This window comes from Dyadobacter fermentans DSM 18053 (assembly GCF_000023125.1).
Classification (GTDB): domain Bacteria; phylum Bacteroidota; class Bacteroidia; order Cytophagales; family Spirosomataceae; genus Dyadobacter; species Dyadobacter fermentans.
Genome location: NC_013037.1, coordinates 1,229,873 through 1,248,950 on the forward strand (window position 1 = coordinate 1,229,873; position 19,078 = coordinate 1,248,950).

The following is a 19,078-nucleotide window of genomic DNA, read 5'->3' on the forward strand; positions in this document are numbered from 1 at the left end:
TCTTGTTAGAAATGATAAATATTCATGTTTTTCTAAAATGGTTTATATAAAGGCGATTCCGCTATGGAATTGACTATTAGGTCTATAACGAATTTGCTCACGGATTAGTTATAAAATTTAACAGGAGAGACATATTGTAACTGTCTCTCCTGCGTGTTTTTGGCGTCTTGCGACTCAGTAGCCTGGATTTTGTGCCAGTTTTGGATTAATGAGAATTTGCGGTGCCGGAAGCGGCAGCACGTACTCATTTTCCGTGTAGACGTAGTCAGTCGAATTGAATGGCACATTGCCGCGGTCTACGGTCGGTTTCGCGCGCTCCTGGGCTCCGTGCGCATTCATGAATGCAGCCCACTCAGCTGGTGTTTTCGTCCTTTTCAGGTCAAACCAGCGATGGTTTTCGAATGCGAGCTCCAATCTTCTCTCCTTTAAAACCGCCGTGCGGAAAGCCACTTTGTCGGCAATGGTGAGATCGGCCAGTCCGGCGCGTTTGCGGACCTGGTTCAGGTAACCCAATGCTTCGGCAGTAGGCCCGGATTGCTCGTTGATGGATTCCGCGAGCATCAGCAGCACATCCGCGTAGCGCAGGATCGGCCAGTTCGTGTTGGTCCGTTGCACGATCGTGTGCGGATAGTTGTATTTCGATACATAGGGTACCGGATACACTTTTCCGTCGAGCGTGAAATCGGGTTTCAGCGAAATGTCCTTACGCAGGTCGCCTTTTTCGTAAGCAGCCATGATGTCGTTGGTAGGCACATTCCGGCCGCCGTTCGCTCCGGCTGCATAGCCGGTTACCGCGCCCCGTGAAACGCGCGGAGCGAACACATACTGGAAGCTGCTCCATTCGCCCAGGTCGTTATCGCCCTGGTACTGGATTTCGAAAATGGATTCGATGCCGTTCTTTTTGGCCGGGGCCGGGTCAAAGTTATCCGCATAGTTTGCATTCAAGGCATAGCCGAGCGTGGTCACCTCTTTGAGCGTAGTCACGGCATCGGCATACTTCTTCTGCGTCAGGTACGACTTGCCCAGCAGGCTCAATGCGGCACCTTTGGTAGCCCTGCCCTTGTCGGCAGCGGCCGCATATTTGGCTGGCAATGATGCGGCGGCTTCTTTCAGGTCTTTCTCGATTTGCGCCCACACTTCGGCCTGCGGCGCGCGCACGAGCTCAAATGCAGGGTCGGGCGTAGCGAGCGTAGAGGTGACAATGATCACGTCGCCAAAGTATTGAACCAGATTGAAATACATATAAGCCCGCAGAAATTTGAGCTGGCCTTCCGCTTCTTTCCGGCCATTTTCACTCATGGTGGCTTCCACCATTTTTTCCAGCGTGAGGTTGCAGTTGTACATCGCGGCGTAGTAGCCGTTCCAGAGGTTAGCGATCTCGCCATTGCCCGAGTTTACGGTCCCGAATTCGAATGCTTCCCAGCCGCCCGCACCGCCGCGGTCCGATGGGTTGAGGTCCAATGTCGTGTTGTCGGTTTGAAACTCACCAAACAGATAGGCGGTATTGGTAAGCGCCTGTACCTGGCTGTAAACGCCGCTCAAAGCTTGCTTGACCTGCTCCTCGTTTTTGTAAAATTTATCAACCCCCACTTTCGTCGGGTCGGTCTGGTTAAGGAAATCTTCACTGCATGACGACAGACACAGTGCCAGTGCGATTCCCAGTATCGTTACCTTTTTCATCTTCGTCAATTTTAGAAGTTAAGTTTAATACCCGCGGAGAATGTTCTCGGAACGGGGTACGACTCATCGTCGTTGTTCAGCTCCGTTCCGCCTCTTACGCCGGCGTCGGGGTTGTTACCCGGATATTTCGTGATCAGCAACAGGTTGGCCAGGTTGACGAAGATGCGTGCGTCCGACAGGATTCCATCCACTTTGGGCAGTGTATATCCGATCGTCACGTTCTTGATCCAGGTGTGGCTGCCATCGTAAACATAGCGTTCGCTGCTCTCGCGTGACCATTTGAAATAATCCGTTCCGCCTTGAGAGTTTTTCGCATTGGGGTTAGAACCCGGGTTATCCGGCGAGCGCCAGCGGTCTTTCGCTTTTTCGAGCACGTTGAAAACGCCGTCCATGTTCATGGTCGAAGCCTCAATGTTCCGGTAGATATCGAACTTGTGGGCGCCCATCAGCAACACGCTCACATCAAAGCGTTTGAAGTCCGCTCCCACGGTCCAGCCCCAGTTGAATTTCGGGTTAGGGTTACCGATTTCGGTCATGTCTTTGGTATCATACGACACAATGCCATCCGGGCCGCCGTCGGGCGCTCCGTGCAAATCGGCGAATTTCATGGCTCCCGGCACAGCGCCTTCCTGCAGCGGTGCGGCGTCGATCTCGGCCTGGGTGTTGAAGATACCCAGCTTGCGGTATCCGAAGATCATCCCGATGGGCCGTCCCACCTGCTGAATGTTATAGCCGCCATACTGGCTTCCTTGCAGGATAAAGTCGTTTTGTCCGCGGATCGCCAGGATTTTGTTGCGGTTGAAAGTAATGTTTGCATTGGTACGGAAATTCACCTGTCCGATTTTCATGCGGTAGCTACCGGCGATCTCAACTCCCTGGTTCTGAACCTTACCCAGGTTTTTCAAGGTAGAAGTAAAGCCTGAAACGGCTGGAATGCTGTACCCGAGCAACATGTCGTCGGTGATCTTTTTGTAATACTCCACCGTGAAAACAAGCCGGTTATTGAATGTGGTCAGGTCCAAACCGACGTTGAGCTGATTGGACTTTTCCCAGGTCAGTTCAGAATTGGCAAAACGTGTCACCGTCTTTCCGGGCGCCAGCGTGTTGTTGAAAACGTAGTTGTTCAAACCTAGGAACGCGAGGCTGGCATAGTTGCCATCGTCGCCTGCATTTTGTCCCGTACCAAAGTTGTTGTTGGCACTTACCTGATAGGTGTTGTTACCCGTCATACCCCAGCTACCGCGTAGTTTCAAGTCGTTAAGCCAGGCTGCTTTGGGGATAAACGGTTCCTCCGAAAGCCTCCAACCCACCGAAACCGCCGGGAAGTTGCCGAACTGATGCCCTTCGCTGAAACGGGAGCTGCCCTCGCGGCGGAATGATGCCGAGAACAGGTAACGATCTTTGAATGAGTAGTTCAAACGTGCCAGGTAGGCAAGCATAGTCCATTTGCGCTCCATCGAGTTGGACGAACGGATGGTCGCATTGCCGAGGAACGGAGCGAGGTCATCGGGGAATGTGTTACCGGAGCCGTACAAACCTCTCACGATCTCCTGCTGAGCGGTGTAGCCGAGCATGGCATCGAGATGGTGGTTTTCGCCGAAATTGACATTGTATGTAAGCAACTGGTCCGCCGTGTAGTTACGCAGCTCTTCCGCATCGTCACGCTCGGTTGCAATCCGTGGCGGCGCGCCGTTGGTGCCCGTTGCAATAGCCAGACCGATCGTGGAAGGAACGAACTCCTTGTATTTGTTATAATTGATCTTCGCATTCACCGACGTCCTGAATTTCAGGCCTTTGGCAATGTTGAAATCAATGTAGCCATTCGCGAGTACGTCGGCGATGTTGCGGTCGCGGCTTATCGCTTTCAGCAAGTACAATGGATTGGGAAAACCGAAAATATCACCCACGCCATTGTAGTACGGGATCAATTCACCCTTTTCGTCGTAAGCCGGATACCGCGGGTCGCTGATGAGCGTCAAACCCACCAGCGCGCTCCGGCCGTCCGTAGCCGCGAGGCTCGACCGTGAGTAGCTACCTGCGATATTGACACCCATCGAAATGAATTTGTTGACGTCGCCTGCCAGGTTCGTGCGAACGGACGCACGGTCGTAATCCGTGTATTTCAATGCACCTTCCTCCTTGTAGTAACCAATGGATACCATTGATTTGATGGGCCCTTTTCCGGATGATAACGATACATTCACATCGGTATAAGGCGCATTGTTGTTCAGGATGAGGTCAAACCAGTTGGTGGAATACTGGGTGTTTTCAGGGTTGCGGAAGTCAGCGGGGATCTCCTCAATGGTAGGCTGCCGCTTGTTAGCCAGTACGTACCGGCCGATAAAAACTTCCTTCTTAAACTGCGCGAAGTCCTGGCCATTCAGCACTTTGGTTTTGCGGGCGTCGGGCACATTCTGAATTCCGTAATCGACTGACACATTAAGATTTGTTTTTCCTTCTTTGGCCGATTTGGTCGTGATCAGAACCACCCCGTTGGAACCGCGTGCACCATAAATGGCCGTGGATGCGGCATCTTTCAGGACGGTGATCGTCTCGATGTCGTTGGGGTTGAGGTTTTGTCCGACCGATATACCAACAGGAAAGCCGTCGATTACATACAACGGGTCGCTGCCTGCGCCAAGCGAACTGATCCCGCGCACCTTTACTTCAAACTGCTGGCCCGGGGTCCCGCTCTTTTGTTTGATGATCACCCCCGGCGCCTGGCCCTGGATCATTCGGGTAACATTCGACTTAGGAACTTCCCCGATATCCTCCATATTAATGTTGGATACTGCCGAAGTGATGTCGCGCTTGCGCTGGGTGCCGTAACCCACTACCACCACTTCTTCCAATGCTTTGTTGTCCACAGCTAATTGAACGTCCAAATTCGTCTGATTTCCCACTGTAATCTCTTTTGGTACGTACCCGACGAAGGAGAAAACTAAGATTGGGCTGCCCGAATCAGGGACATTAATGGAGTAGCGGCCGTCCGTATCGCTCACAGTTCCGGTGCTGGAACCTTTCACGATTACACTCACGCCCGGAAGGCCGGCGCCATTTTCGTCAGTCACTTTTCCGCTCAGAGGGCGGTCCGCGGTGACCGTAATTACTTCATTCAGCGGCATAGCACTCGCCCTGACTTCATGGAAACCAGCGAATGCGACGCCGACTAACACCTGGCCGAGCATAAGCTTGCGAAGCGAACGGCAGCCGGTGTCGAATCTTGATTGTCGAGGTAGATTCATACGTTTAGGATTGGAATAGTTAATGATTCATTCAGTAAAAAGGGTGTCATGCCTGAGGTTTGGTCATAGAAGTCGGGTTTAAGTGGAACATGAGAGCCGGGTGGCTGGAAACGGTGATAACAAAATTCAAACATATCGCCGGAAGGCAAAATGGTTGGACATGAAGTACATATCGGCATTCGTGTTTGATATGTACAATTAATGATTTGAATTATATTATTTTTGCAATAGTATCGGTATTTGAATATCATACTATCCTGTGCTGTCCGGTAACAGCCAAAAATTGTACTCTGGAAACAATTAATTTAACACTGGCTTCATCCTGAAAATTTAACGGACACGTAATCTGGTGATACACTGTGAAATGCGTATTTTAGAGTATTGGCGGTCAATCAATCAGTCACGCTATGATGAAAAATCTACGGTTCCGATTGTTCGTTTTCTCGCTGTTAATCTGGTTTACGCCGTTAACTTATGCCAACCACATTGTCGGGGGCGAGCTGCAAATGCGGCCGTCGGGAGGCGCCGGTCGGTACGAAGTGACATTGATCCAGTTCTGGGATCAGAACAACCTGACCATCCCCCGCCCCAACGTTTCCGGCAACCGCGACGAATTTGCGAATTTGTACATTTACCAGAAAAGCAATAAGAGCTATAAAGCGACCGTCACCGTAGATTATCTCAAAACGGAACAGCTTACTTACCAGAACCGCGCTTGCGCTAGCATCCGGTCACTCAACACATCCATCGGTTATTACAGAGGAAGCATCTACCTCGATCCGGCGAAATTCAATCATCCCGACGGATATTTTATTGTTTGGGAACGCTGCTGCCGAAATGACGATATCAATAATATTGAAGATCCAGGCGACAGCGGAATGGTATTTTACCTGGAATTCCCTCCTGTGACCGTTGCTAATTCTTCACCCGTTCTCGTCGAGCCAAACGGACAGTACATTTGCAGCAACCGGTCGTTTTCGATGAATATGAGTGCGACCGATGCCGATGGTGACGAGCTTCGTTACTCGATCGCCACTCCGATGCGCGGCAATACCGACCCGAACAAGTCTATTGGCGACAGCCTTTCCAAAAGTTCCTACCCGCTGGTGAGCTGGTCGCGTGGTGTGAGCATCACCAATGCCATCCCCGGCCCAGGTCCGCTGCGGGTAGATGCCACAGGTAAGGTCACGGTCACGGCCGGCGCACTCGGGCTGTATGTATTCACCGTTCAGTGCGAGGAATTTAGAAATGGCAGGCGGATCGGGGTGGTAAGGCGTGATTTTCAGCTGCTTGTAATTGATTGCAACGACGATCAGCCCGAGCCACCTGTGATCAGGCAGAATGGCAATGCTGTTGCCGAAGTGACTTTTTGTCCGGAAATGCCGGTGGAATTGAGCACGGACGATGCCGTGGATTGGTCGTACCAATGGCAACTGAATGGACTCAATATTTCCGGTGCGACGTCGGCGACCATTATGGTCAAAGATTCGGGAAGCTATTCGGTCGTGAAGAGTTATACCAAAAAGTGTTCACGCGATACGGCGTCTTCGGTAGTCCGGGCCACATTTGCCGAGCCGGTTGCCGCGGTGATATCTTATGGTAAGTCAACGATTTGTGTGGAAGATTCAACCGTGCTGCTGGCCAACGATGGTTTGATCGGCGCAGAGCAGACCTTAGTCTGGTACAAAAACGATGTGCAGCTGGAAGTGACAGACCCAATGCTGACTGTGCACGAACCGGGTCTATACGTCGTCGCGATTGATGATGAAGTTCCCGGCTGCCCGGGCAGGGACACCGTCGAGATTATCAGGGACGACTTTGCGGTCGCATTGCCAGATCGCAAGGCGATCCAGGAAGATGGCCGCGACTTCATCACTCCCGTCGTAACGCCCGAGGCTGCATCCTATTCTTTCGCCTGGTCGCCGGGCGACGGGCTGTTGTCGGCGCAGGACGAAAAGGTCGCGCTTATTACCCCGGTCCGGGAGGAGGAGCTCTATCACCTTACGGTTACATCAGCCGCTGGTTGCACCGTCGAGGATAGTGTGCTCGTGTACATGATGAAGCGGATGTACATCCCTTCATCGTTCACACCCAACGGCGACGGCCGGAATGATACTTTCGAGATTTTCAATGCGCGTGAGCAAATTGTACTAATGCGAATCTACAATCGCTGGGGCGAGCTGATTTACAAGACCGAGGGTTATGAGCATCCTTGGGACGGCACTTATCGTAATGTTCCGGTGCCGGCGGGCAGTTATCCTTATATTATCAGCACGGAAGCGCAGGAAATTCAGGGAACAGTGCTTCTTTTGAAGTAATTGTGTCGAAATTGAATTTCCCTTCCGCAGTTTGTCACCCCTGTTTAAACTCCTGAAAAGTGCCATCTGAGTAGAAAATAAGCACTTTTTCGATCTTCTTCTCTTGTAAAACCACCGGTTTCTCTTTCACGACATTCGTTTGTGCGGGCTGCGGCGCAGCAACGCTTCTTTTGCGCGATTCTAAGACCGGTTCGTTGGCCATTGCGGGCAGCGGTTCGTCGTCGAGAATCCATTGAATGCCCAGATCGGGGAAGCGCTTCACAATTTTCTGGACCATGTCCAGGCTAGGCTTGTTTCTTCCGGCCAGTATATGAGACATGCTCGATCGCTGTATACCTATCTCGTCCGCAAACAACGATGGGGTGATATTTTTGTCAACTAGTATCTGTTTAATCTTCTCCGTCAAGTCCATTTCAGGTATTACATTTATAAATGCAAATGTAAATTTATTAAAAACTGTTCAATTTTAATAATGCAATTATGTAAACTATCACAATTTTACAATTATAAATTAAAACCGAAATCGAATTATTCACGGATGTAAATTGGCTTATCGTAAAAGGAACGCCTGTTGCAGAAACTAAATGCATTCTAAAAGCCATGTTGAATGGTAGCATTCCGCTGAAAAAAGGCAGATTGGGCAAAAAATAAGAGCGGCATGACGAATCATGCCGCTCTGAGAATGCGCTATTTGGATGTGTCTCCAGGAAACTACACGGCTACGCTATTGTCGCGTAGTGCGTCATTCAGGGAAGTTTTGAGATCCGTGCTTGGTTTGCGCTTGCCGATGATCAGGGCGCAAGGGACATGATAGGTTCCCGCCGCAAATTCTTTGGGTAGCGTTCCGGGGATAACTACGGAGTCTTCCGGCACGTAACCTTTGTACTCTACTGGTTCGCTGCCTGTTACATCGATGATTTTTGAGCTGCCTGTAATCGTAACACCGGCACCGAGAACCGCTCTTTTACCAACGCGCGCACCTTCGACAACGATACAGCGCGAACCAATGAACGCGCCATCTTCTATAATAACGGGAGCTGCCTGGACGGGTTCGAGCACCCCTCCTATTCCTACGCCTCCGCTCAGGTGAACGTTCTTGCCGATCTGAGCACAGCTACCGACAGTCGCCCAGGTATCGACCATTGTTCCTTCGTCGATATAGGCACCAATGTTCACATAGGACGGCATTAGCACAACCCCCTTGGAAATGTAAGCACCATATCGCGCAACGGCCGGCGGCACCACGCGTACGCCTAGTTGCTCGTAGCCTGATTTTAGTTTCATTTTATCATGGTACTCAAAAATGCCAACTTCGCTAACATGCATTTGCTGGATGGGGAAGTAAAGGATGATCGCTTTTTTTAGCGCTTCGTTAACGATCCATCCGCCATTAGCATCCGGCTCGGCCACACGAAGCCTTCCCTTATCGACTTCCTCAATGATATCCCGGATAAAATTCTTTGCCGATTCATCTTTCAGTAATTCCCGGTTAGCCCAGTAATTTTCAATTTGTGCAGTGAAATCCATGTTAAAGTATAAAGTTAATTAAGTTCATTTAATGCGGTCTTATACAAGCAGTTACGCCAAGATAAAGTTCGTTATCCTGGTAATGGCGATCTAAGTAAATAACAAATCATCGTCAGGGGAACCGAGTCGCAATATTATAGGTTATAACTATACAAACAAAATATAAACACGCGTAATAGAAACACTATTTGAATTAGCAAAACTCAACGCGGGAATTACTAAATTTAAGTTTATTTCCTGCTAATTTTACTAAAATCAATGACATTTTCCACTTTATTTGCTTGTTCCTTTATATTTCCATCTATTACTTTTCATCCGCATACATTTTTATTAATATTGCGGCTGAAATAACCAATCTACCTTGATATGTCAAAAGTAAAAGTCGCAATCAACGGATTTGGCCGCATCGGCCGCCTTGTTTACCGTCAAATCTACAACATGGAGGGCATCGACATCGTAGCCATCAATGATTTGACCAGTCCAAAAGTATTAGCACATCTCCTCAAATACGATACCGCGCAAGGACGTTTCGACGCTGACGTTAAGCCTACCGATAACTCAATCGTTGTAAACGGCGAGAATATCGTTATCTATGCACAACGCGATCCTTCACAAATTCCCTGGGCACAACATGATGTAGACGTTGTACTGGAATGTACCGGTTTCTTCACCAGTGCAGAATCAGCAAGCGCGCACATCACTGCGGGTGCTAAGAAAGTTGTAATCTCCGCTCCTGCAACTGGCGATTTGAAAACCATCGTTTTCAACGTAAACCACAATATCCTGGACGGATCTGAAACCATTATCAGCGGCGCTTCTTGTACAACCAACTGCCTTGCCCCAATGGCACAGGTGCTGGAAGAGCAATTCGGCATCGTAAATGGTTTGATGACCACCATCCACGCTTACACTAACGACCAGAACACCCAGGATGCGCCACATCCAAAAGGTGACCTGAGAAGAGCGCGAGCTGCTGCTCAAAACATCGTGCCAAACAGTACAGGTGCTGCAAAAGCGATCGGTCTCGTGTTGCCATCATTGAAAGGCAAACTCGACGGATCAGCTCAACGCGTTCCTACGCTCACTGGCTCATTGACTGAATTGACGGCTGTTTTGGGTCGCGAAACTACTGTGGAAGAAATTAACGCCGCTATGAAAGCTGCCGCTAACGAAAGCTACGGTTACACAGAAGACGAAATCGTGAGCAGCGATATCATCGGTATCAGCTACGGCTCGCTGTTCGATGCTACGCAGACACGCGTTCAGAAAGTAGGTGACGTTCAGTTGGTTAGAACTGTTTCCTGGTACGACAACGAAATGTCTTACGTATCCCAATTGGTAAGAACAGTTTATTACTTCGCGAGCCTGATCAAGAAGTAACTGCTAGTCAAATACTGAAAAAGCCCGTTCTGGCATTGCCGGAACGGGCTTTTCTCTTTACTGGCGTCACCTAAACCAGCTGCGCTTTAATGTATTTGATCGTGTAACCCTTCGCTGTGAAAATTGCTTCGTAATGTGTACGCACGCCGTGATGCTCATCTAACAAATGCGAGTGATACAAGTCGTCGGTATGTTCGAGTATCCTGAATTTCGGGTCCTCGCTCAACGTCTGCAAACTGTATTCGTAAAAAAACGTGTTATCTGTTTTCACGAAAAACATCCCTCCCGGCTTCAAAAAATTGGCATACCTGCTCAAAAACGTGGGATTTGTGAGGCGATATTTCTCATAGCGGTTGCGAACCTGCGGGTCCGGATGAACGAGCCAGATTTCGCTTAGCTCGCCCTGGCCAAAAAACTCCTCGGAAAACTGGATGCCTGCCCGCAGAAATGCGACGTTCGTTAAATTCTGCTCGCTGGCCATGGCACTCCCCCGCGCAATGCGGTCGCCTTTGATGTCCACGCCAATGAAGTTCTTATCAGGGAACTTCGCGCCTAGACCGATCGTGTATTCCCCCTTGCCGCAGGCTAATTCCACGACGATCGGGTTCTCGTTGTTAAAGTAAAGTTTATTCCAATTGCCTTTGATTTCCGAATAAAGCGGTTTGCCCGCCTGCACTACATTGTCTGCTTCTTCACTAAACCTGTAAAACGCTAACTTTTTTCTGCCCATTATACTTGAATATGCTCTATAAATTCTCAATATCTGCTACGACGAATGTACTGCCTCCCACATAGATCGCGTCCGTCGGTGCGGAATCCCGTAATGCCGCTGCAAGCGCTTCTTTCACATTTCCGAAGGTTTCGCCTGCCAAGCCGCATTCCAGTGCCCTGGCCTGCAATTCCGGCGCTTTTAATGCACGCATGTTGGAAGGTTCGCAAAAATAATATTGCGCATCGCGCGGGAACAGCGAAAGCATGGTCGAAATGTCCTTATCACCGACAAACCCGATCACAAACCGCTTTTTACCTTTGCAAACGCTTTCAAATTGTGCCAGGGTGGCTGTGAGCCCGGCCGTGTTGTGCGCCGTGTCGCAATAGACATTGGGGGCCTGGCCCAATTGCTGCCACCGTCCCTTCAAACCCGTGATGCTTCCCACAGCGCGTAACGCACGGATGACGGCTTCATCGCAAATGTTCCAACCTTTCGACAAAAGGGCCTTTCTGGCGGCCCAAACGCCGGCAACGTTTTTCAATTGATAAGAACCGGTAAGGTCAAGAGCGAGATTTTCCGCCTCCAAATCACCCGACCCGCGGTTTTGGATATTCACCAGCATTAGTCCGTCGCGCATGCCCACGTATGTTACGTCGTACGCACGCGCAGCGAACGTCAATGGTGCCTGGGCATTTTCTGCCGCGGCTGTGATGACATCGGATATTTCCGCATTCTGGTCCTCGCTCACGACGACGGGCACGGCATTTTTGATAATACCGGCCTTTTCCGCCGCAATTTTGCCCAGCGTATCTCCAAGAAACTGCATGTGATCGAAACTGATGTTGGTAATCACTGACAGCTCAGGCGTAATCACATTGGTGGAATCCAGCCGCCCGCCCATGCCCACTTCGATTACGGCAACATCGACTTTCGATCGCCCGAAATACGAAAAAGCCATCGCAACTGTGACTTCGAAGAATGATGGAGATAATCTTTCAATGTTAGATTTCTGATCGTCGATAAAATCAACAATGAAATCTTCCGAAACCGGCACGCCATTAACGCGGATTCGCTCCCGAAAGTCCTTTAAATGAGGCGATGTGTACAATCCGACGCGGTAACCTGCTTCTTGGAGGATTGCCGCGAGCATATGAGAAGTGCTTCCCTTGCCATTAGTGCCTGCAATATGGATTGTGGGAAACTGATCCTGCGGATCGCCCAGGAGCTTACATAGCTCCCGTGTAGTATGAAGGCCCGGCTTGAAAGCACGGGCCCCGATATTCTGAAAAACCGGCAATCTGTCGTACAGATATTCGATCGTTTCCTGATATGTCATTTAAATATTAACGTGAACGTATTTTAAAGGTAATTGTGCCGATTGATTCGTCGGGCACGTTGGCTGATTTCGGTACGAAAGTGAGGTCCCTCACGGCGGCTTTATACTTGTTTACCACGGCATAGTCAGTCACGGTAGTCGCCTGCGTGATCACACTTTTGACGCGGCCGTTGCGGTCCACAGTGATTTTAAAGGTGATATCCCCTGTTGCATCGGAATTATCATCCACGACCGGCCGTCTCGACCAGCTCCACCCCGACAGGTTCAGGCCCACGTTCGTGCCGCCTCCGCCGCCTTCACCTTTGTAAGTTTTTGCGAAAAGGCTTCCCGTTTTAGAACCTTTGTCACCCACGCCTTCCGCGTCGTCGCCGTTATTGTTGCCGCCAATGCCGCTTCTGGTTCCATTTGTACCGTTGCTCCCCGACTTGCTGCCGGACGATTTGCTGAATAGCGCATCCTTATTAACCGCCTTCTCAGGGGCCGGCTTGGTCACTGGTGCGGAAGCATTCTCGCTACCTGTCGATTTTTTGACGTCAGTCTTTTCGGGCGCCTCTACCGGGCTCTCTACCTTCGAAGTGATCGCGGGCTTCTCAGCGACCGTTTTTGTGGGCTTTGGCGACTCTATTTTAGGCGGTGTGGGAGGCGTCGGTTTCGGAGTAGCCACCGACTTGACCTTTTTAACCTCATCGGCATCGGCCTTCATGTTTTCGGCCACTTTGCTGTCGTTGGGCTTGTTGTAGGTTTGAATGTCCCCTCTGCCCACCTTGCTGGTTCCGTAGTTCACTTCCACGAACAGTTCCATAGGTTCCACTTTGGGAAGCGACGAGCTCAGCCGGATGAAGAAGAATATGCCCAACATGGCAGCGGTAATCCCGAAGGACCACGCCCATGAAATTGCGATTCGCTGCCGGTCTTCTGCCTGTAATGTGATCATTTATCAATCTGGGTTTTTCTTTCGGAAAACGTAAAAGTAGTAAAAAACGTATGCAACAAAAAAAGGAGGCCAATGACCTCCTTTCTGTATTTGCTGGTTTAAAACCTTATTTTTTCTTGTAAACCCATCCCGCTTCTCCGATCACCGCTTTAAGCTGGTTGGAAGCACGGTACGCATCCGTTTCATTGTCAAATCCATCCACGGCTACTTTCACTTTTTTGCTCCTCTCGTCGGCAGGAATGATCAATGCTTTGGAAAAACCTTTTTCATTCAGTTGCGCGAGTAAAACTTTCGCCTGTTTCGTGCCTTTGAATGCTCCTGCGATCACGTAAAACTTCCCGGATGCGATCTCCGCTGGTTTCGGTGCTGCTACCGCTGGCGCGGCAACCGGTGTGGCTGCTGGCGTTGCAACGGGGGTTTCAGGCGTGACAGCCACAGCTGAATCAACCGGCATCGGGTCCGCTTCAACCACAACCGTTTCAGTCACAGGATTGGGTGCAGGCGCTCCTTCATTTTTTACGATGGTCGTTTCCGCAGCCTTATTGCGGCTGAACATTTCCGCAAATGGGTTCAGCGTGCTCTGAATGTATTCGTTTTCGGTGTTAACCAGAAAGAAGCTCAGGCCGCACAGCAGACCGGCTATCACCGCTGCGGCTGCCCAGCCCGTCCAGCGGAACCGGCGTCTTTCCTCCGTTTCGAGTTCAACCACTTCCACTTCGTCGTTCACATAAGGCGCCGTGTTTAATGCGGCCGCTGTTTTCGGCTGTATTTCAATAGCTTTGATTTTTTCGAACCCGAACCACTCGTCTTTGAAATACTTACCAGTGTTAGGTTCGAACACCAGCTTCCCTTCCACATTCTGTTTGAAGTCACCGATTCCGGCAATGCTTGCCTCTCCGTTGATGTCCAGGCCGGATCTCAGGCGGTCGGTGTAGCCTTTAATGTACTCCACTGCATCGGCGTGCGTCACTTTTTCATGGCGCGAGATGTAATTTGCCAGCAGGCCGTCGTCCAGTTTCAGGTACTCATTAAACGCCAGGCGTTTAACCGGCGGCGCGAAAATGCCCGAATTCCCGTCATAAACTGCCGGAACCTGGTGTGAAAGCAAGGCTCCGAAGCCGGGAATGATCACGAATTCGTATTCTCCAATGAGTTTCCGGATGACTGTTTCGACTGCTATCATGAAGCGAAGATTGGTGTTAACTCAGCGAAGTTAAAAAGAAAATGACAATCCGGCAATAAAGTTCAATCCCTGCTGCGGGTAATATTGGTAGCGCTGGTACCGCTTGCCCAATACGTTGTTCAGGTTCACAAATGCAGAGAAGTTCCTGGTTAACAGGTAGTCGATTTTAAGATTGAGGTCGGTAATGACCGGCAATTTGGTGACTGCACCGGACTGAAAATTTTTCGCTTTCAAGCCTCTCAACATATAAAAATCCGCCGTCACGAAGAGTTTTTTGCTGATCGTAAGCGCATTGAACCAGTTCAAAGTTAGGTCCGGACGGTGCCAGGGCTCCTCCACCATTTCTACGGCATAGTCGAAGAAATTGGCTTTAAGCGAGGTTTTGAACAGTTCATTGAAATTATAACCGGCCTGTGCCGAGATCGTTAGCACCTTGGTTTTTCCCGGGTCAAAAATAGCCGAGAAGCGCGACGTGTCCGAAAGCGAGTTGTTGTAAGAATAGAAATTGCGGTAAGAGGTGTAAGCGACTTTACCTTCGTAGTTGACGCCCGTAGCCGTTTCGCCTTTAACGCCTGCACTGATATCAGATGACTTTTCCGTATTCATTACCAGCACATTAGGCCCCAGCCATTGATTTTCTGAAAGCATACTTCTCAACGTGTTTCGAACAATATCGCCGTTCCAGCCTGCGAAAATATGCAAGCCCGAGAATGGCGTTACGTCGAGGTTCACGGCCGGAAACGCTTTGGTACGGTTAATGTCAAGATGGCTGTCAGTCTCATTCACTGCATTAATCCCCGCCGAAACCGAGAACATGTCGGTCACGTACTTGAAAGTAGGTTTAACACGGAACAAATTCCGATTGTAGGTGGACTGGTCGACACGCTGCGAGACGTACGCATCCGCTTCCAGCATTGCGAAAAAGCTTTCCGAAATGGGTACAGAGGCCGTCAGATTGGTTCCCCAGTCAATTTCAGAAGCATTATAGCGGTCCTTCAAAGTGTTCAAACCGGTTTTTACCGAATAATCCACCAGTACCGACGCATCGGTATTCTCGAAGCCCAGGTTAAAGCCAAACTGGTTGATCGTCTGCCGGATCGTGTCGCGATCCACGATCACGCCTTCCGGCTGCGGTTTGTAGCCGTAGAAATAGTAGTTCTTCCGATCAAAATTAAATCCTGCATCCACTTTGTATTTCGAACGGATATATTTCCCGCCGATTTTGAAACTTGTGGCGGCATTGGCCGAATTCTTGCCATCGACCGGCCCGTTGGCTGCCGACAGGTGTTTCAGCTGGGTAGTGAATGCGAGGTCTTCTTTGGGTCGTCCGCCCACGAACAATTCGCCGAGAAAACGGCCGTAATTACCGCCTCCCGCTTTCACGTAATTGTTCAGGGCATCGGGCTCGTCCTTCCGGCTTTGCTCGTCCGACGACGCTGCTACGGCTGGCGTAAGTTTGGGCGAAGCGATGTTGATCTCCGGATCGACGATCTGGTAAGAAACCTTCTTTTTGCCCGTTTCCCCCTTTACGGGCTGTACTTTATCAAAAACCCGGTTGGCGGGAGCGAACTCAATGCTTTTGTCCTTGATAATCTCGTAAGTCTGGCTCTCGATCTCCCCCCGCTGTGCCAATGCGAATTGGGAAGAGAACCCGAGCGTCAGCAGCATCAGTGAAGAGCGTAATATCTTGGAATGCGTCATTTTAATGAAGTTTTCTGTTGAATGAAACAGCAATGGTTCAATGCTATTTTTCGATTTGGTTCAATTTTTCTTTCGCGAGTTCTACGGCTTCCTTGTCATCCGAGTTCTCAATAATCGAATTCAGCGTCGCTTTTGCCTGAACTTTCTCGTTCATGCCCACGTAAACGTCTGCGAGCAGAATGAACGAGCGCGCGCGCCAGTAATCAAACCCTTCGAAGTTCTTGCCCATATCGATGATAGCCGTCTCCGCCTCCTTGTATTTTTTCTCTTTGTAAAGGATCATGGCCGACCAGTATGCTGCTTCCGCACCAAATTCATCCTTGGACGACGCCGATACCTTTTTGAATTCTTCCCCTGCCTTTCTCAGATCGCCTTTTTCGTAAGGCACTTTACCGAGGTAGAGCTGTGCCTTGCCAAGGTTTGCCGGCACGATATTACCCATGTTAATGATCTCCTTCGCATAGTAAAGCGTCGAATCGTAGCTCTTCAATGTGAAATAGGTGTCCATGAGGCCCGTCCACGCGGTTGCCTGGTCTTTTTTGTTTTCGGCATTGCGGGAAAGCACGCGGAAGTTCGTCACAGCGTTGTTGAAGTTGCCGCGTCCGATCTCGAGCTCGGCCGAACGCTGCGCGGCGGCGCCCACAAACTGCGACCTGTTTTGTTGAACCACTTTACTGTAATATTGAAGTGCTTCATTCACGCGATTAGTCTTGTCGTACGACGACGCGATGAAGTAGGTAGCATCATACTGGTGCTTGCTAGCCGGGTAACTTTTCAAAAACTCCTGCAATGAAGTGATCGCATTCTCGTATTTCTCAGCATAATAGAGGTTGCGCACATTATCGAACTCAACGCCTTCGAGCTTCTCATTACCCGGGTTGTTCTTTCTTACCACTCCAAGCACCTGGTTGAATTCCTCCGGACGCCCCACGGCCGAATAGCTTTCCTGGATACCTTCAAGCGCACTTTCCGCCGATGGTGAATCGGAATATTCGGTCAGGATTTTACGGAAATCGACAATCGCCTGCTCGTAAACCTGCAAGTTGTAGTACGACTGTGCCCTGCGGAGCAATGCGGCTGGAATGAGCGTGCTTTTTGGTTTTTCATTAATCATCCGTGTAAAGCCCTTCACGGCCGCCGAGTAGCTTTGGTTTTGGAAATCGATGTCGGCGAGCTGGAAATAGGCATTATCCAGGTGCTTCGACTGCGGGTACTGGCTGATCAACAATTCAAACTGGCGTTTCGCTTCCGCCTCGCGGTTCATGTACACATACGCGCGGGCTTTCTGAAACAATGCGTAATCCTTGTCTACTTTGCCCTTTGCAGCAACCTGCTCGTAGGTACGGATGGCCTCGTTGTAATTCTTGGCCGCCAGGTAACAGTCGGCCAGCCTTGCGTGCGCATCTTCGATCATATCGGCCTCCATTCCCTCGATATTGTTGGTAAAATCGCGGAAGTAAGGCAGTGCCTGACTGTATTTTTTCTGGTTGTAGTAAATGTAACCCAAGGCATAAAGGCTCTTACGTGCGTAAATGCCAGCTTTCGGATTCTTGGCAATCTGATTATACAATGTCGCGGCTTCATCCACGCGCTTCAACCCGTACACCGACTCCGCCTTGTAGAAAGATGCAGAGTTGAAAAGCTCAGCGTCGATCGGGTGTTTCAGTGATTTATCGAACATCTCAATCGCCTGCTCAAACCGGCCTGCATTGAAATCTACCACGCCCTGGTTGTAAGTAAGCCTCTGATATGTACTATTTATTTTAGCATTGCGCGTTTTTAGCGCCTCAATGTACTTTATGGCGGCCGAGCTGTTGCTTGCATTCGCGTATCCTTCTGCCACCAGTTCGGTCGCTTCCTCGGTGTGTTTGCTCTCCGGGTACTTAGCCATGTAATTGTTCAGCTCTTTTACTGCATCGGCATTGTTACCGAGTTCCAGCTGCACCTTCGCATGATTATAGGCCGCTTCTTCCTTCACAACAGGGTTAAAGTCAAGAGATGCTGCGTTACCGAATGATGTTAAAGCATTAGTTAAACTATTCGTCTTTAAGTTACTGATTCCGAGGATGTAACTTGCATACTGCGAAACAGAGTCTTTGCCATTTCCGATGGGCTTTAAAGAGGTGATTGCACCCTCAAAGTTGTTATTACGGAACTGCGCATGGCCGTAATGCAATGCTACGGTTGGGGGGATCGCACCGGGCCGCATGCGCTTGTAGCGCTCGTAGGCTTTCACCGCATTAGCATAATCGCCTTTCTCGTAATAAACTTCGGCCACGTACAAGGCCACGTCGTCCAACTTGGTATTCCCACGCTGCGAGCCGAGGATACGTTCTCCGTATGTGAGTAGCTCATCAAACTTTTTGAGCTGGTACAGCGACGAAATGATCCAGTTGGGCGCTTCGTTTTTATAATAAGGATGATCCTCGATACGCTTGAAATCCTGGTACGCTTCCTCAAAGTTATTTTTCTGGTAGTTGATCACGCCTGCGTAGAACGATGCATCGCCGGCATTATCGAAACCCGCCTCGTTTTTCACCTGATTAAACAACGGCAATGCAAGGTCGGGCTGCTTGGTGTTATGATACGACATAGCTAAGCGATAGGTGCTTTCCAGCCTCCCTGCTCCTGCCCCAGGCAGATCCACCGCCTTTTCAAGGTAGGTAATCGCCTTTTCATAGTTGCCGCTTTCATAATAGTATTTGCCCAGATCACTGTAAATGAGCTGTGCCTTGGGGTGCTCCGCGTGGTTCTTTACAAACCGGTCGACCTGCACTTCCGCTTCGGGGTAATTGAGGTACAAGCCCGTAACAGCCACATAATATTCCGCTGTAACCTTATTATAGTCGCTCGTACTGAGCAATTTGTCCTGCGTATTCAGGAACTCGCCGAATTCCTGCCTCGCAGCCACGTAGTTCGACTTTGCGTAATATTCGAGGCCGTTGCGAAAGTGTGCTTCCGGCTCCGTAATACTGAGCGTATTCTGGGCTACTACGGAAGACGCGCCTACACACACAAACATGCCGACGGTGGAGGCGCTGCGTTTAAAAACCATAGATACT

The 19,078-nt window shown here is 49.9% G+C and carries 12 protein-coding genes; 2 read left to right on the forward strand and 10 right to left on the reverse strand.

All coding sequences use genetic code 11. The annotated features are described in order from the left end of the window. Positions 1-174: 174 nt before the first annotated feature. Both DFER_RS05125 and DFER_RS05130 read right to left on the reverse strand, forming a co-directional pair. A complete protein-coding gene (locus DFER_RS05125) occupies positions 175-1,680 on the reverse strand; it encodes a RagB/SusD family nutrient uptake outer membrane protein (RefSeq protein ID WP_015810544.1) in 1,506 nt (501 codons plus the stop codon). Between the two features lie 11 nt (positions 1,681-1,691). Next, positions 1,692-4,868, reverse strand: a complete 3,177-nt coding sequence (locus DFER_RS05130; protein WP_015810545.1) for a SusC/RagA family TonB-linked outer membrane protein — start codon at positions 4,866-4,868, stop codon at positions 1,692-1,694. Between the two features lie 464 nt (positions 4,869-5,332). Here DFER_RS05130 and DFER_RS05135 point away from each other — a divergent pair, with 464 nt between their 5' ends. Next, entirely contained in the window at positions 5,333-7,243 is a 1,911-nt protein-coding gene (locus tag DFER_RS05135; RefSeq protein WP_015810546.1) for a T9SS type B sorting domain-containing protein, read from the forward strand. A gap of 34 nt (positions 7,244-7,277) precedes the next feature. On the opposite strand, the gene DFER_RS05140 is transcribed toward DFER_RS05135, so the two are convergent. Together DFER_RS05140 and DFER_RS05145 are read right to left on the reverse strand one after the other, a co-directional pair. Further along, on the reverse strand, positions 7,278-7,655 hold the full coding sequence (locus tag DFER_RS05140; protein WP_015810547.1) for a helix-turn-helix transcriptional regulator: 378 nt from the start codon (positions 7,653-7,655) through the stop codon (positions 7,278-7,280). Between the two features lie 299 nt (positions 7,656-7,954). Further along, positions 7,955-8,770: a 2,3,4,5-tetrahydropyridine-2,6-dicarboxylate N-succinyltransferase gene (locus tag DFER_RS05145; RefSeq protein ID WP_015810548.1), complete on the reverse strand. Its 816-nt coding sequence runs from the start codon at positions 8,768-8,770 to the stop codon at positions 7,955-7,957. A gap of 366 nt (positions 8,771-9,136) precedes the next feature. On the opposite strand from DFER_RS05145, the gene gap reads away from it, so the two are divergent. Next, positions 9,137-10,150: a type I glyceraldehyde-3-phosphate dehydrogenase gene (gene gap, locus DFER_RS05150; protein WP_015810549.1), complete on the forward strand. Its 1,014-nt coding sequence runs from the start codon at positions 9,137-9,139 to the stop codon at positions 10,148-10,150. Positions 10,151-10,220: 70 nt separating this feature from the next. Here the strand turns inward: gap and trmB are convergent, their stop codons facing one another. The 6 genes from trmB to DFER_RS05180 form a co-directional block, all read right to left on the reverse strand. Then, the gene (trmB, locus tag DFER_RS05155; protein ID WP_015810550.1) at positions 10,221-10,880 is read right to left on the reverse strand and encodes a tRNA (guanosine(46)-N7)-methyltransferase TrmB; all 660 of its coding nucleotides are present in this window, start codon (positions 10,878-10,880) and stop codon (positions 10,221-10,223) included. A 16-nt stretch (positions 10,881-10,896) separates the two neighbouring features. Then, positions 10,897-12,198, reverse strand: a complete 1,302-nt coding sequence (locus DFER_RS05160) for a bifunctional folylpolyglutamate synthase/dihydrofolate synthase (protein ID WP_015810551.1) — start codon at positions 12,196-12,198, stop codon at positions 10,897-10,899. Between the two features lie 7 nt (positions 12,199-12,205). Then, positions 12,206-13,132 carry a hypothetical protein gene (locus DFER_RS05165; protein ID WP_015810552.1) on the reverse strand — a complete coding sequence of 309 codons (927 nt, stop codon included), beginning with the start codon at positions 13,130-13,132 and terminating at the stop codon, positions 12,206-12,208. A gap of 106 nt (positions 13,133-13,238) precedes the next feature. After that, positions 13,239-14,315 carry an HU domain-containing protein gene (locus tag DFER_RS05170; protein ID WP_015810553.1) on the reverse strand — a complete coding sequence of 359 codons (1,077 nt, stop codon included), beginning with the start codon at positions 14,313-14,315 and terminating at the stop codon, positions 13,239-13,241. Positions 14,316-14,345: 30 nt separating this feature from the next. Continuing rightward, entirely contained in the window at positions 14,346-16,016 is a 1,671-nt protein-coding gene (locus DFER_RS05175; protein ID WP_041734757.1) for a TonB-dependent receptor, read from the reverse strand. 43 nt (positions 16,017-16,059) lie between these two features. After that, on the reverse strand, positions 16,060-19,071 hold the full coding sequence (locus DFER_RS05180) for a tetratricopeptide repeat protein (protein WP_041734758.1): 3,012 nt from the start codon (positions 19,069-19,071) through the stop codon (positions 16,060-16,062). Positions 19,072-19,078: the final 7 nt, after the last annotated feature.